The 13,717-nt window shown below is 60.8% G+C and carries 13 protein-coding genes and 2 pseudogenes; 11 read left to right on the forward strand and 4 right to left on the reverse strand.

The genetic code is table 11. From position 1 onward, the window contains the following. Positions 1 to 68: 68 nt before the first annotated feature. Positions 69 to 338, forward strand: a complete 270-nt coding sequence (locus MJ606_RS02380) for a 2-hydroxyacyl-CoA dehydratase (protein WP_243047811.1) — start codon at positions 69 to 71, stop codon at positions 336 to 338. 84 nt (positions 339 to 422) lie between these two features. Here the strand turns inward: MJ606_RS02380 and MJ606_RS02385 are convergent, their stop codons facing one another. The 4 genes and pseudogenes from MJ606_RS02385 to MJ606_RS02400 form a co-directional block, all read right to left on the reverse strand. Continuing rightward, the gene (locus MJ606_RS02385) at positions 423 to 806 is read right to left on the reverse strand and encodes a DUF202 domain-containing protein (protein ID WP_243047812.1); all 384 of its coding nucleotides are present in this window, start codon (positions 804 to 806) and stop codon (positions 423 to 425) included. 43 nt (positions 807 to 849) lie between these two features. Continuing rightward, on the reverse strand, positions 850 to 1,461 hold the full coding sequence (locus MJ606_RS02390) for a histidine phosphatase family protein (protein ID WP_243047813.1): 612 nt from the start codon (positions 1,459 to 1,461) through the stop codon (positions 850 to 852). Positions 1,462 to 1,707: 246 nt separating this feature from the next. Further along, positions 1,708 to 2,865 (reverse strand): NAD-dependent formate dehydrogenase, encoded by a 1,158-nt coding sequence (locus MJ606_RS02395; RefSeq protein ID WP_243047814.1) that lies wholly within the window; start codon positions 2,863 to 2,865, stop codon positions 1,708 to 1,710. A gap of 49 nt (positions 2,866 to 2,914) precedes the next feature. Next, a pseudogene (locus MJ606_RS02400) lies at positions 2,915 to 3,923 on the reverse strand (zinc-binding alcohol dehydrogenase family protein). Between the two features lie 784 nt (positions 3,924 to 4,707). Here MJ606_RS02400 and MJ606_RS02405 point away from each other — a divergent pair. The 10 genes and pseudogenes from MJ606_RS02405 (at position 4,708) to MJ606_RS02450 (ending at position 13,711) form a co-directional block, all read left to right on the forward strand. Then, positions 4,708 to 5,664, forward strand: a complete 957-nt coding sequence (locus MJ606_RS02405) for an AraC family transcriptional regulator (protein ID WP_243047815.1) — start codon at positions 4,708 to 4,710, stop codon at positions 5,662 to 5,664. 353 nt (positions 5,665 to 6,017) lie between these two features. Beyond that, positions 6,018 to 6,281: pseudogene (locus MJ606_RS02410) on the forward strand (transposase); the annotation flags it as partial. A 15-nt stretch (positions 6,282 to 6,296) separates the two neighbouring features. Next, positions 6,297 to 6,545, forward strand: coding sequence for a hypothetical protein (locus tag MJ606_RS02415; RefSeq protein WP_243047816.1), 249 nt, complete (start codon positions 6,297 to 6,299; stop codon positions 6,543 to 6,545). Next, positions 6,536 to 7,279, forward strand: coding sequence for a (Fe-S)-binding protein (locus MJ606_RS02420; RefSeq protein WP_243047817.1), 744 nt, complete (start codon positions 6,536 to 6,538; stop codon positions 7,277 to 7,279). Before MJ606_RS02415 ends, MJ606_RS02420 begins: the two co-directional genes overlap by 10 nt. After that, entirely contained in the window at positions 7,276 to 8,856 is a 1,581-nt protein-coding gene (locus MJ606_RS02425) for a lactate utilization protein B (RefSeq protein WP_243047818.1), read from the forward strand. The genes MJ606_RS02420 and MJ606_RS02425 overlap by 4 nt, the downstream gene beginning before the upstream one ends. Further along, positions 8,853 to 9,425: an LUD domain-containing protein gene (locus MJ606_RS02430; RefSeq protein WP_243047819.1), complete on the forward strand. Its 573-nt coding sequence runs from the start codon at positions 8,853 to 8,855 to the stop codon at positions 9,423 to 9,425. The genes MJ606_RS02425 and MJ606_RS02430 overlap by 4 nt, the downstream gene beginning before the upstream one ends. 679 nt (positions 9,426 to 10,104) lie before the next feature. Beyond that, entirely contained in the window at positions 10,105 to 11,658 is a 1,554-nt protein-coding gene (locus MJ606_RS02435) for a LuxR C-terminal-related transcriptional regulator (protein ID WP_243047820.1), read from the forward strand. A 305-nt stretch (positions 11,659 to 11,963) separates the two neighbouring features. Beyond that, complete coding sequence (locus MJ606_RS02440) at positions 11,964 to 12,296, forward strand: DUF2282 domain-containing protein (RefSeq protein WP_243047821.1); 333 nt, start codon at positions 11,964 to 11,966, stop codon at positions 12,294 to 12,296. A gap of 109 nt (positions 12,297 to 12,405) precedes the next feature. Continuing rightward, the gene (locus MJ606_RS02445; protein ID WP_243047822.1) at positions 12,406 to 12,792 is read left to right on the forward strand and encodes an MAPEG family protein; all 387 of its coding nucleotides are present in this window, start codon (positions 12,406 to 12,408) and stop codon (positions 12,790 to 12,792) included. Positions 12,793 to 12,820: 28 nt separating this feature from the next. After that, the gene (locus MJ606_RS02450) at positions 12,821 to 13,711 is read left to right on the forward strand and encodes a DUF692 domain-containing protein (protein WP_243047823.1); all 891 of its coding nucleotides are present in this window, start codon (positions 12,821 to 12,823) and stop codon (positions 13,709 to 13,711) included. The last annotated feature ends 6 nt before the right edge of the window (positions 13,712 to 13,717 follow it).

The following is a 13,717-nucleotide window of genomic DNA, read 5'->3' on the forward strand; positions in this document are numbered from 1 at the left end:
CGCGGACGGCGCGTCCCGCCCGGCGGGCGTGAGACAATCGCCCTCCCCCGCCAGAACGATGTACCGTCATGACCGTCCCCAAAGACGCTTTCCGGCGCTTCCAGGAAGAACTCGCCGAACTCGACCGCAAGCAGCAGGCGGCGCAGCGAGAAGTCACCGGCGACGCACGGCTCGCCCGCGCCAAGGCCGAGTTTCTCGCGCTGGTGCAGCGCTACCGGCTATCAGTCGCCGACGTGGTGGCCTTCTTTCCCGAAGAAGAAGGCATCCAGTACCTGCAGCAGCTGATCGCGGCGAGCGAAACCAAGGCCAAGCCCCGCAAGAGCGCCAAGAAGCCATAGGCACTGGCGGCGTCCGGCCTGCCACGGGGCGGATGCACGCCCTGCAAACATGCGCCGTACACGCGGCGGTTCCCGGTACGGGGGCTAGCTGAGCGCGGCGATCTGCCTGGCCACGTAAAGCAGCAGGAAGACGGTCATCACGATCAGCAGCGCCGCCATCAGGCGCGCGGTCCACGAATCACCATAGGTCGACACGGCAGCGGCCTCGATGGCACGCCGGTTCCGGTAGAAACGCATGCTGGCGCCGATAATCACCAACGCCGCCACCAGCAGCAACGCCAGGCCCAGCCATTCCGAGGCCCGCGTGTGCAAGGCGCCAGCGGCCTTGTCGGATGTCTTCGCCGCGTAGATCAGGAAGATATCGAAGCGCTCCAGCAGGAAGCCGAACGCCATCAGGGAAATCGCCGTGCGTACCCATGCCAGGTAGGTCCGCTCATTGGCCGAATGGTCAGTGAAATGAGGTATCACGGGTCACCTTTCCGGTCGAATCAGGCGAGTGGGAAGCGGCGAATCAGGCGCCCATCAAATGCTGGGTACCATTGACCATGCGGATGGCAAAGCGGTCACCCGCCTGCACCAGGGTCACGCCGCAAGGCGCAGGTTCGAACAACCAATAGCTGGACAGCGGCAAACCCGAAAAATGGCATAGCAACACGCGAATCACGCTGTCGTGCGTGACCACGGCGACCGTGCCTTGCGGATGCGCCGCGAGAATATCGGCCAGCGCATCGGTGCCGCGTGCCGCTACCTCCTGCAGGCTCTCGCCCTGCGGCAGGCGCAGCGTATGCGGCGCGCTTTTCCAAAGACCATATTCCCTGGGCGACCGCTCCTGTATCTCCAGCACCGGGTGGCCAGACCAGGCGCCGTAATCGATATCGGTAAGGCCCGCATGCGTCGTCGCCTGCAAGGCGAAGGGCTGGGCGATCATGCCCGCCGTTCGCACACAGCGCCCCAACGGGCTGCAATAGATCGCATCAACATCCCAATGCTGGCGAAGATGATCCCGCGTCAGCTCCGCCTGGCGCACACCATGGGGGGTCAAGGCCAGTTCGGCGCGCCCACGAAATATCGGCGGGCTGATGCCCTCCACTTCACCGTGGCGTATGAGTAGTAGCGACGTCATGCAGGCATTCCTTTGGGACAAGCGAATCTAGCAAGCCCGAGGCTGGAGAGCCACCTGTCGGTCAGGCAGCAAAAAGCCCGCGCTTGCGCGGGCTTTTCGGCATGGGCGACAACACCCGGTTCTCAATAGGGTTCTTTTCACCTGACAGGCAGTCAACCCGGTGAAAAGCCCATGGCCACGGCAAGCTGGCGACACCAGGACTTGCAGCAAGCGGCCCCGTCGTTGCGCTGCCCGATCGCCATGGACTCAGTCGAGCTTATAGGACTTGGCACCGGTGCCGGCCAGCGCGCCTCCGGCGACGATCATGTACTCGTCGCGGATCGGGCGTTGCTCGAAATAGCTCTGCAGAATTTCGAGCGTGCCGGCCGCATAACGGGCCTGGCCGGACAGCGAGGTTCCCGAAATGTGCGGAGTCATGCCGTTGTAGGGCATCGTGCGCCACGGGTGGTTGGCCGGGGCCGGCTGCGGATACCACACGTCACCGGCGTAACCGGCCACCTTGCCGGACTCCACCGCGCGCACCAACGCATCACGATCCACCAGCCGTCCACGCGCCGTATTGATGAGATACGAGCCGCGCCTCATCCTGGCGAACATCGCATCGTTGAAAAAGTCCTGCGTCGATGGATAGAGCGGCATCTGGAGGTTGACTATGTCGACGGCCTCGACCAGCGACGCGGCATCGGGGTGATAGGTCAGACCCAGTTCCTGTTCCGTCTCGTGGGGAAGGCGGTGCGGGTCCGTGTAGTGCAGGTGCAGGCCAAACGGCTTCAGGCGACGGAGCACCGCCAGCCCGATGCGGCCTGCCGCAATCGTGCCGAAGTGCATCCCTTCCACGTCGTAACTGCGGGAAACAGCGTCGGCGATGTTCCACCCGCCCCGTACCGCGATCTCATGCGACGGCAGGTAGTTGCGAACCAGGGCCAGCACTGTCATGACCACGTGCTCCGCCACGCTGATGCTGTTCGATCCGGTGACTTCCGCCACGGTAATGCCCGCTTTCGCCGCGGCATCCAGGTCGACGTGGTCCGAGCCGATGCCGGCCGTCACGGCCAGCTTCAGGCGGGGCGCCTTGGCAATGCGTTCCGCCGTGAGATAGGCGGGCCAGAATGGCTGCGAGATGACGATCTCCGCATCCGGCAGGTGCTTTTCGAACTCGGAATTCGCGCCATCCTTGTCGCTGGTCACGATGAGCTCGTGACCCAGCCCTTCGAGATACGCGCGCAGACCAAGTTCACCCGAAACGCATCCCACCAGCGCTCCCGGCGTGAAGCCCAGGTCGTGCGGCGTCGGCGCCGTCTGCCCGTTCGCGTAGGACGTGATCTCGGGAATCGAATCACGCGCGTATTTCGGCGGATAACCGCTCTCCGGATCCGGGTAGAGCACGCAAAGAATTTTAGCCACGAAACTTCTCCTGATGTTCGGTAATGTCACCGCGTTGGTGACGAAGGGATCATTGCCATGCTTCGACCACCACCTTTCCGTGGGCCGCCCCGCTTGAAACAAGCATGTGCGCGTCACGCAGGGTCTTGGCATGGATGGGGGACAGGCGCTGGGTGAGTGTGCTCACCACCTTCCCGGCATCGACCAGTCGGGATACTTCTTCCAGAATGCCGTGCTGCACGGACAAGTCCGTCGTCTGATAAGTCGACCGGCCGAACATGTATTCCCAGTGGGCCGAGATCATCTTTGACTTCAAAGGAACAATATCACTTGGGATCATCGATGAACGCAACGCGCCCTTGCGGGGCGATCAGCTTGACGATTTCCGGCAGGTGCTCTTCGCTATGCGTTGTCGATAACACAAAGCCCGGCGCCGCTATGCCCAGCCTGGCGATCTCGCCGGCCAGAGGCTGGCGATGATCGACCACGTGGTCCGCACCCAACGATCGCACCCACTCTGACGACTCTTGCCCGGATGCCGTGGCGATGACGACAAGATCCGTCCGCGCCTTGACCAATTGAATGGCGACAGACCCCACGCCCCCTGCGCCACCCACCATCAGGATGGCATTCGCGCCCGGCACGGGGCGACAAATATCCAATCGATCGAACAACGCCTCCCATGCCGTTATGGATGTCAAAGGCAACGCGGCGGAAGAGGCCCAATCCAAGGACGACGGCTTGTGTCCCACGATGCGCTCATCCACCGCGTGCAGCTCGGCATTGGTGCCCTGTCGATTGATGTCGCCCGCGTAGAAAACGTGGTCCCCTGGCTTGAACAGCGTGACGTGTTCGCCTATCGCTTCGACCACGCCTGCAGCGTCATAGCCCAGGATCTTCCAACCGACGCCGGGCCCCGCGCTTGCTGCCAGGACCTTGGTGTCGACCGGGTTGACCGAAACGGCGTGCACCCGCACCAGCACGTCTCGTGGCCCAGGAACCGGGACAGGTATCTGGATATCAACCAGCGACTCTGCCGTGCCGTCAGAAGCTGCAAGATCAACGCCGACCGCTCTCATACCGCTCCCTGTGTTCTGGCACCATGCGTACCCATCATCTGATCGGATCCATCGCACCCTATGCGCGAGTGCTTGCACATCGCTCGACGGTGCGCTGCGGGCGGGGCCGCATGCGCACCGATGCGCATCACCCCGGCCCGCGAAAACTACTTAGGAGCATCCCGATTGGATAGCCATTTTTTGCGGTCCGTAGGCCGCGATTGCTCAATGCGCGTAATTCCTTCCGCTGGAGGCATCCGCGCGAGGTTCGACACAAGCACGAGTAGCGAAACGGGCGTCGACAATCCAGTCGATACTCGCTTCCATTACGAAGTCATGGAAACCCGCCTGCAATTGCCCGGGCTGCTGTCACGCAGGCGTCGCTACTGATAGCCGTGACAGCGATCAAGTACGAAGCGGTCGGTCATAGGGCAAGCTGTCGAGAGGCTGCTTGGCAGCCGCGTCAAACAGCCGTTGATGCCGCAAGGCACGCCGACCGGACCGCCCCGATCGGCCGAGGTAAAGCTGCCGCCCTACGGATGCGCCATTCAGCCATGGCGCTTCAACACGTTCGGCAATCGGCGCTGGCAGAGACGAGGATGAGCCGTCGTTCCACCCAAACCACCTTTTCCTAACGCAACGCTGTCCCACTGGGAGCAAAATGGAACAAGAATATAGAGTGCCGCTCGGACTCAAGATAGCGATGCAGGCCAGAAAGGTCGAGCGACGGGCATGGGATGAAAAGAATCCTGGGTTCAAGTCGTCAGTCGCTCGACATATCGGCCATCGGTGATGGGGAAAGTTCATGACTATCGAAAGTGTCACCCGATCATCTTCCGTTCGAAATTTGATCTCGATCGACGAAATCCTGCATGCCAGGCCGCAGATGCCCATGACAAGCACGCGCGGACGCGGCTGGAACGGCGTAACCGTCGATGTTCATCGCGCCTATTCCAAGGTGGGCGAAAGCTATGCCGGTCTGGACCACCACATGGTCCACTACTGCCCCTCCGGTAGCGCCAAGCTGACGCAGATCCGCGGTGGCGGCGTGCACAGCAGCCTGATCAAGGCCGGGCACACCATCATCATGCCAGCCGGCTACCCATCATCCTGGGAGGGAGACGTGGCTCCGTCCGCCCGACTGCGCGTCCCGACTTCGCTCATCGCAGCGGCCGCAGAGCAGCTGGGCCAGCATGTGGTTACCCAGGTGGAAATCCGCAATGTCTTTGAGGTTTTCGATCCGATCATTGGCCGACTCGTTCAGACCTTTATTGCAGAGATGGAATTGGAACCCCACCCCTGCCAGATACTCATCGTCGATGCGCTCTCAACCGCCATCGCGGCTCACTTGATTCGACGCTACAACATCTTTGGCGTCGTCGAGGTGGAGCGCACCCGATCGCTCGGAAGATTGGAGATGACACGCCTGACGGCATTTGTCGAAGACAATCTGCACCGAAGCATAAGTCTTGATGAACTCGCCAATCTGGTGAATGTGAGTCGCTTTCACTTCTGCCGAATTTTCAAGCAGAGCACCGGAACAACCGCATTCAGTTTTGTGGAACAGTGCCGTATCCGCCGGGCTCAGGTGCTCATTATCGAAACCAGCCTGTCACTGGCCGAAGTGTCGTTGATGGCCGGGTTCGCCGATCAAAGCCACTTCACGCGAAGGTTTCATTTCCACGTGGGATGCACGCCTGCGGCCTTCGCAAGAGAACACGGCCGACGCCGGTCGACCCGGCGGGAAACGCTCCCCAACTGAGCTGCCCGCCAAACGATCGATGGCGCCATGAAGCAGGAATCAGGCAGCCCCATGTTTCGCCGTTCCAGGGTTGCACAGCAGCGGCGTGATGGTGCAGCGCTCGCAACAGAAATCCAGTAAGCGCAAGAAATATCAATCGACAACCATGAATGGCGGATAGGATGTCCGCCCAGTCGCATGTCGATTGGGCAAGCGGGCATAGGCTTCTATGCATCTCTTAGGCCCCATCGCCCAGTTGCTTTGGTGAACTTAAGTCACAGGACGAGACGGCGTTTCAGGGCCGCCGCAAAGACTTGCCTTTCTTCCAGAGGCTCTTCGCCGCGCCTTCAACCACGAATGTGGGGTGCGAGACGATGCCTAAGAGTCGGTTTACCGAGAGCCAGATCGTCGCGGCGTTGAAGCAAGTCGAAAGTGGCCGCAAGGTCAGGGATGTCTGTCATGAGCTCCATGTTTCGCAGACAACCTACTACGCCTGGCGAACCAAGTACGGCGGCATGGACGTTTCCGGCGTGCAGCGATTGCGTGACATCGAGGCGGAGCACGGAAAATTGAAGCGGATGTATGCCGAACTGGCCATGGAAAACCACACGCTGAAGGCGCTCATTGCAAAGAAGAGCTAATCGATCGCATGAGTGGATATAAAGACCAAGAAAGCCTGCATCCAGGACATTGGTTTTGAGAAGCAATGGCGGTCAATGGCACGCAAGAAACCGCAATCGTTACCGCGCCACGCGATTTCGGTGCCGCGCACGATCCAGCGGGCCCGGGCCAAGCGAGTCAGCCTCTACAGGCTGCGTGCATTACTATCCGGCCGTGATGACAAGATTGTCGAGCTGACGGCAACCAACGTGTTTCATCGAGGTTACATCTCATGCGCGTAGCACTGTTCGTTCCCTGCTATATCGATGCCTTCGAGCCCGAGGTCGGCATCGCCACGCTGAAGCTGTTGCGCCGTTTTGGCATCGACCCCGAGTATCCGTTCGATCAGACGTGCTGCGGCCAGCCCATGGTCAATGCCGGCTGTCACAACGAGGCGAAAGCGACCGAGGAGCTTTTCGTGCGCAACTTCGCCGGCTTCGACTATATCGTCGTGCCCTCGGGAAGCTGCACGCACCAGATACGCTGCCACATGACCGCCATCGACCAGACCGAAGAGGTCCGGCAGGTGCGCGAGCGGACCTTTGAACTGGTCGAGTTTCTGCACGACGTGCTGAAGGTCGATGGGTTCCCCTGGGCCGAATTTCCGCACAAGGTCAGCTACCACAACAACTGCAACGCGTTGCGCGGCATTTTCCATGGCAGCATGTCCGAACGGCGGGAGCCGCCCTATTCCAAGCCACTCAACCTGTTGCGGATGGTGAAGGGGCTGGAACTGGTGGAGAAGGCGCGACCGGACGAGTGCTGCGGTTTCGGCGGAACCTTCAGCGTGTTCGAGCCGGCCGTCTCGGTGAAGATGGGACAGGACAAGGTCCGCGACCATGCATCGGCGGGTGCCGAGTACGTGGTGTCGGCGGACAGCTCCTGCATGCTCCACCAGCAAGGTTGTGCCGATCGCCTCGGGTTGCCACTCAAGTTCCGGCACATCGCCCAGGTGCTGAACGGAGATCGCGCATGAAAGAGTCACACGAACAGCGCCGTGCCAAGGACGGCCTGCCGGCGTTGCTTCACGAGGCGCTAGGGACCCCGGACGATGGCGGCGCGAAGAGTGGGAGCGGGGAGCGCCTGACCCATGGCGAGGCGACATCGCGGCCGCTTCAGCCGCCACCGCCGGAGCGTCAGCCTCGCGGCGCAAAGGTACACCACCGTCGACCGGTCGATCACAACGAAGCAGCGCAGCGCTTTATAGACGCGCCGCGACACGAAAAGATGCACGACGAGCGCCTTTGGGATCTTCGCCAGAAGCGCGACCGGCAGATGCACGGCATTCCCGAATGGGAAACGCTTCGTGAGCTGGCTTCGTCCATCAAGCAGCACACGCTCGCCCACCTTGGCGACCATCTTGAACGATTCGAGGCACAGGCATCGGCCAATGGAATCCACGTGCACTGGGCGCAGGACGGTGCTGAACATAACCGAATCGTGCATGGCATCCTGTCCGACCACGGTGCCAGACGACTGATCAAGTCGAAGTCGATGCTGACCGAAGAAACCGGTTTCAGGCACTACATGCAAGGCGTCGGCATTGAAGTGATCGAAACGGATCTGGGCGAGCGTATCCAACAGCTGGACGACGAAGCGCCAAGCCATATCGTTGTTCCCGCCGTGCACAAGCTGCGCAGCGACGTCGCCGAGGTCTTCGCCAGAACCCTGGGTACCGACCCCAACAACGACGACGTCCACTATCTCGCCGAGCAACAGCGCGAGAAGACACGCCCATTGATTCTCGGCGCGGACGCGGGAATGACGGGCGCCAATTTTGCCGTCGCGGAAACCGGCACCTTCGTCGTCTGCACCAACGAAGGCAACGCCGACCTGTCGGCCAACGTGCCGCCGCTACACATTGCCTCGATCGGCATCGAAAAGCTCATTCCGCGAATCGCCGATCTTGGCGTCTTCATTCGCCTGCTTTCGCGTTCGGCGCTCGGCTCGCCGATCACGCAATATACCTCGCACTTTCGTGGGCCACGCCATGGCGGCGAGATGCATGTCGTGCTGGTCGACAACGGCCGTTCCGCCCGCCTTGGAGAGGTCGATTTCTGGGAAAGCCTGAAGTGCATCCGATGCGGCGCCTGCATGAATACCTGCCCGGTCTACCGGCGCTCGGGCGGCCTTTCCTACGGCGCAACCTATTCGGGGCCGATCGGGCTTATCCTCGATCCGACCTTCGACCGCCGGCGCTATTCGTCGCTTCCGTTTGCCTCGACCCTCAACGGCTCATGCACGAATGTCTGTCCGGTAAAGATCGACATCCACAAGCAGATCTTTGCCTGGCGCAAGGCCCTGGCCGAAACTCACGACATCGGCCTGGGCAAGCAGGCGTTGATGAAGGCCGCTGGTGCCGTCCTGTCTCACCCCAAGCTCTATCGTGCCGCCATAGCGACCGCAGACGGCGCACTGAAGGTTCTGCCGGACTTCGCGGTCACCAACCGCCTCAATACCTGGACACAGGGCCGCGATATGCCCGAACCGCCGCGCGAGACTTTTCACCAATGGTATGAACGCACTCATGGCGGCGAGGAGGGAGCACAATGAATGCGCGCGACACGATCCTCCAAAGGATTCGCGAGAACCAGCCCGCCGGTGCATACCCGCTGCCGGATCTGCCGAGCTTTCCGTTCGACGACGGCGGTGACCTTGTAGCTTGCTTTCTCAGGAACCTTGTCGCCATGGGCGGGCATTACTATGACGGCACGATCAACGCCGCCATGGCCGAACTTTTTCCAGACGCCGCCGTGATCGCGTCGACGGTTCCCGATTTTTCGGGTAACCGCGCCATAACTTCCGGCACCGAAGCCGGGCAACTGGCGGATGTGGATGTCGGGATCACACGGGCCTCGGTTGGCGTGGCAGAAACCGGTTCCGTCCTGCTGGTTGATGAAAACCTAATCTCGAATGCCGTGGCCTATCTCGCACAGCATTTGATCGTGCTTCTCGATCGAGCCAGCATCGTCACGACGCTTCAGGATGCCTATCGCCGTCCGGAATTCCACCAATACCGTTATGCAAGCTTTCACACCGGACCATCGGCCACCGCCGACATCGAAGGCGTCCTCATACATGGCGCCCAGGGCGTACGGTCACTCACTGTGTTGCTGACCTGAGTTCCTTATCGAGGTCGGCATGACTTGGATGCACCGAGTGATTCCTCAGTCGCATCCATGACTGAATCCAGCCCAATCCCGGCAAGGCAGGCGCGCCGCGACCGTCGCGCCTTCCACGGGCACGATACTGGCCAAGGATAAGGTCATCGCCGGTTCTTCGCCAAATCCGACGCAAACGCCGCTTCATGTCACATGTGATGTGCGGAACATCGGCCAGCCATGAACGCTCGCCCGACGTGGCGCGGGATCGGCACCCGAGCTGAGCAGACAGTTATAGCGTGGTCTTTCGGATGCGTTGCCGCAAAAAGAGCAACAAGGTTCTTTTGACCGCAAAACCTTTCAATCGATTCCCGCCCATACGGTTCAGCATAGCCAATATCACGGGACGGCATCCCTTGCCGGAACCATCGCCGTGAAACGTGAGGACAGTGCACCTGGGCTGAGGGGATCATCCAATGCCGTTGTCTTGCAGTTCGCTTCGGATCCGCTTTGCGAGCGCCGATGACGACGCAGCCAGTGAAGCATGCCGTCCTCCCTCGCTGCAAATCGATCCGACCAAGCATATGGCCTTCGGCACGAGAAGCGTACTGGCTCATCGTTCTTGCTCGCGCCCAATCACACGCCATGACACCTGGAAGCCAACCCTTATGCCGTCGAAAGCGCTTCAGCAGGTGACGGCATGAATGCGCGACCGCAGGTGGTCGCGGCGCTACGGGCCAAGCCCATGCATGCCATGACGGATTGCAAAGCCGCGCCAGCCTTTCATCTGGATGGCGTACCGCTGGCGCCGCTCCTGACCGAGGCGCTCCAGGAAGCCTGGCACGCTATCGACCGGGGAATAAGGCCAGCCATTCAGGCGGCAACAGCCCGCGCCCTGGCGCTCGGGGCAAGGATGGCGCACTGCACCAGCGCGAACGCACTTGAGGAACTCGACGCCATTGCGGCCATCGCCGCAACGTGGGGTGACGATGCGACGCATGCGACGCTCCAGGCGCAGGCCGTTCTCCGTCGAAGCCCATCCACGCGCATCCAAGCCGAACTTATCCGAACGTTGAAGATCGGTTACTGGCGGTCGCGGGATTTCGAGTCGCTCTATCGACTCTACGCAGCGCATCGGACACCGACCCAACTTTCCGAGGCATCTACCGAAGCAGGCCATCTGTCGATCGATGCCGCCATCGAGGCGGATCAGCTGCGCTTGAAGTCGGCCGAGCGCCTGGCAAAGGCCGCGCTGGCTCTTTGCGAGGCTTCGGTCGCGTGTAAAAGCCCCATCTCGTCGCTTTCACGCTGCCTGCTTGCCCATATCGCCTATGAAGTAGGTGACGTGGCACAAGCCGACGCCATGCTCCGCGGCCAGCTTTCATTGATCGAGCAATCGGGGTCCATCGAGAGTGCTCTTTTCGCCTTCGATACCTCCGCCAACATTGCGTTCGCCGGAGGCAATGACAGTCTCGCATTCTCGATTTTGCGGCAGGCCGAACTGACCGGCAAAAGACTGGGCTGGAAACGCCTGGCATTGCAGTCGGCCAGCCACCAAGCCACGCTGCACATCTATCAGGATCGTCTTGACCTGGCGGAAGACGCGATGTTCAGGTGCAGGGACATCGTCTCTTCGCCCGACCATGGGATCAATGGCGTCGCCGACACATGGCCCTTCACGATCGCCATGCTCCACTTCAAGCTGGCAACGAAGGACGCTTCTTTACACGTCAGCTCCGAACTCGAGCATCACATTCAGCGATCCGTGGCGCAGCGCCACCCCGCGGTGGAAATCCGACTAAGGCAGATGCTGGCGTGCGCGCTGAATCGTGCCGGACGGCCGGCCGAGGCGGATGTCGAGCTAGTCAACGCTCTTCACAGGGGATGCGAGGCCGGCCTGTACAGAAGCTTTGTCGATCACCTGCCGATGATCGAGGAGCATTTGCAGCGCCTGCACAAAAGATCGATTGACGGCAGCCTGCATCATCTATCCGCCTATATCGATTCGCTGCTGCCGGAGCCGGCAGTCACCAGGATCACCAGGGAAGTCGTCCGCCTGCCCATCGTGTTGAGCAAGAAGGAAACGGCCGTCCTTCACCTCATACGCCTGGGGTTATCCAACAAGAGCATTGCCCGGGAAATGCACGTGGCTCCGGAGACCGTCAAGTCCCACGTCAAAAGGGTGTTCATAAAGCTCGCATCAAGGACGCGGGCCGAGGCCGTGTCCAGGGCGCAGGACCTGGGGTTCATATAGATCGAAAAGTGCCGCCGAAACAGCGTGGCCATCTCGCCTCGCTCGGCGGCGGAAAACCGGCAGTCAATCGAACTGCAGGGGTTCGCCATGCTTCGGTGGACCGCACCGGTGTCTGCAGGAACTTTTTTGGTGAAGCCAAGTGGTTTTGCGGCATCTCAATGACAATCTGGAAATGATCCATGGAAGGAAGTGTTCAGTGGAAATTGACCCGATATACACGTGATGGGTCTCCGTTCGGCAGCCACCTGGCTTCCACGCATGCAACGCTCAAGCGTATTTACAAACCAAAACCAAGGAGTACAACGATGTCGAACAATAAAATGACCGCTCTCGTCGCAGGCGCCCTTGCCACCCTCATCAGCGGCATGGCCTCCACGACTGTCAGCGCCCAGGACTTCACTCCGGCGCAGAAAAAGATCCAGGCTGAGCATACGGCGCTGGTGAAGTCCGGCAAGGTCGAACCCTGCTTCGGCACCGCGCTCAAGGGGCAGAACGACTGCTATGCCGGCGCAGGCACCACCTGCGCAGGTACCAGCACGGCCGACTACCAGGGCAATTCGTTCAAGCTCGTGCCGAAGGGCACCTGCGAGTCGATCAAGACCCCGAACGGCAATGGCAGCCTGAAGCCCAAGGTCTGACCTCTTTGCAAAGCCGGGCGGCGCTGTCGCTCGGCTTTGCAATTTCCAGCGTCCATCTTCCCACCGTCTTTGTACAACAGCCCCTATGACATCACCATTTGAGCTCAAAGTGCTTACCTACGTTGCACTTGCAACGGCATTGATGTGGTTGCCGTACACCCTTGCGCTGATCGTGAACGGCGGGCTGGCGGTGACGATGGGCAACCGCGATCGTCCTCTGCCGCCGCTGCCCCTGTGGGCCCAGCGCGCCAAACGAGCCCATGCGAACGCTATAGAGAACCTAGTCGTCTTCGCACCACTCACCTTGGTTGCATCCATGGTGCACGTCAGCGCGCCGCTGCTTGCATGGACGACCATGCTGTATCTGTTGGCGCGCGTTGCCCATTACATCATCTACGCTGCCGGCATCCCTGTTGTTCGGACGCTGCTGTTCTTCACGGGATGGATAGCCACCTTGGTGATTGGCGCGTCCATTCTCTCCACGCTGTCCCAGTGAACACGACCTATCCATTCCGGGCCACGAAGTGAAGACTTTCAACGATCAATCCAGCCATGGCAGCATCGCGCCCGCGCGACCGAAGAGCCTGCCTTCACTCAAAGCCGGCGTGGGGCTAAAGCCCGAGCACTATCGGGCCATCCTCGACCAACATCCGGCTGTTGGATTCTTTGAGATTCATGCGGAAAACTACATGGGCGATGGTGGACCTCCCCACCGCTATCTCACGGCGATCCGCGAGATGTACCCCATCTCCATTCACGGGGTAGGTTTGTCCATCGGCTCAAGCGGCCCTCTCAGCGAAGCGCACCTGCTACGCCTCAAGGTACTCATTGAACGCTACGAGCCGGCGATGTTCTCGGAACACCTCGCCTGGTCGACGCACCCGTCCGGATACCTGAACGACCTCCTGCCGATCCCTTACACCAAGGAAGCGCTACGGCGGGTCGTCGAACATATCGATACGGCCCAGGCGTTCCTGGGACGCAGGCTATTGCTGGAGAACCCCTCCACCTATGTCCAGTTCGCGGAGAGTTCCTACAGCGAGCCCGACTTCATCAACGAGATCGTCCGGCGAACAGGGTGTGGCCTGCTGCTGGACGTCAACAACATCTATGTTTCAGCCAATAACCATGGCTTCGACCCCTATGCCTATGTCGACCAGATCAACCATCTGGCCGTCGGAGAGATTCACCTTGCCGGCCACACCCGGGAACTCGACACGGACGGTTCGCCCTTGCTGATAGACACTCACGACCGATACGTCGACGACGCGGTCTGGTCGCTCTACGCGCACGCGATCCGCAGCATAGGGGGCGTCTCCACCATGATCGAGTGGGATGCGAATATCCCCGACCTTCCCGTTCTGCTGGCCGAGTCCGACCTGGCCAACGCAGTTTCGCTGGCTGCGACCGGATGACGTCCA

It is taken from the genome of Dyella sp. RRB7, assembly GCF_022761115.1.
Lineage (GTDB): Bacteria > Pseudomonadota > Gammaproteobacteria > Xanthomonadales > Rhodanobacteraceae > Dyella.